The organism is Halorubrum tibetense (assembly GCF_042661865.1).
GTDB lineage: Archaea > Halobacteriota > Halobacteria > Halobacteriales > Haloferacaceae > Halorubrum > Halorubrum tibetense.
Window position 1 is genome coordinate 1 of record NZ_JBHSWW010000499.1, and the last position, 1037, is coordinate 1037.

Annotated in this window: 1 protein-coding gene and 1 pseudogene; one reads left to right on the top strand and one right to left on the bottom strand. The window is 68.7% G+C overall.

Annotation, left to right across the window (positions count from 1 at the left end; genetic code table 11):
- A pseudogene (locus ACFQEU_RS16495) lies at positions 1-332 on the bottom strand (amidohydrolase family protein); the annotation flags it as partial.
- A gap of 137 nt (positions 333-469) precedes the next feature.
- Here ACFQEU_RS16495 and ACFQEU_RS16500 point away from each other — a divergent pair.
- Positions 470-1037: cell division protein CdpA domain-containing protein (locus tag ACFQEU_RS16500; RefSeq protein WP_465261177.1), on the top strand; the 568-nt coding region annotated here is incomplete at its 3' end.

Sequence of the window (1037 nt, forward strand, 5' to 3'; positions counted from 1 at the left end):
ACGGCCGTGACTCCGGCCTCGGCGGCCGCCCGCAGGTTCCGTGCCGCCCGGTAGCTCGCGGTGTAGTCGCTGTCGGCGGTGGCAGTGGCGACATCCGGCCGCCCGTCCATCATCAGGTGGACGTGTGCGTCGATAAGCCCCGGCGCGATCACCCGCCCCGAAACGTCGGTTTCGGTCGGTTCGGTGGCGTCGGTCGCGGTATCGTCCCCCTCGAGGGCGGCGTCAACCGCAGCCGGGTCGCCAACGGCGACGATCTCGCCATCGGCGATCGCGACGTCGGCCGCTCTGGTCCCGTCCACGTCCGCGACCCGTCCACCACGAAGCACGTGCATACCGGAGGACGGGACGGTCAAAGCGTAAAAGGTAGGGTAGCGGAACGCTCGACGCCGCTTCCGGCGGAGACGGGCCGGAGATTGTGGTTTGACAACTACCCACATATATATCCCCCGCCGGCGTGAGTGCTCCGAACATGGGAGACACGAAACCGAACGGTCCACTCGCGGACCTATATGAGGGACGTATCGGGACACCGACCACCGACGACGAGGTACAGGGGTACTGGATCTTCTCGCTCGGAGTGATCCTCGGCGTGCTGGGTGTCGTCGTGTTCGCCCTTACCGACCCGCGGACGACCGCACGGGCAGTCGGCTACGCGCTGGTCGCGCTGTCGCCGCCGACCGTGATGATCGGTGCGATCGTCCGGTTCCCGCTGAAGCGATCGGCGACGACGCTCGGCCTCCTCGGGGGGCTGCTCACGCTCGCTGCGGTGGCGTACTTCTTCGTCGTCTTCCCCGACGGCTGGTCGCGCTCGACCGGCAACGAGGTCGTCAACGCGCTGTACGCTGCCGGGATCGTCGTGATCGGCCTCGCGGGGACGATCGTGCCGCTCATAACCGATCCCGTTCGGGACGACTACGAGCGGATGCAGGCCGAGACGGCGTCGACTGCCGCGGAGCGCGACGAGACCGCCACCGAGCTGGAGGAGGCCCGGTCCGAGCTCGACGCGACCGCCGCCGACCTAGCCGACGCCGAAGCGC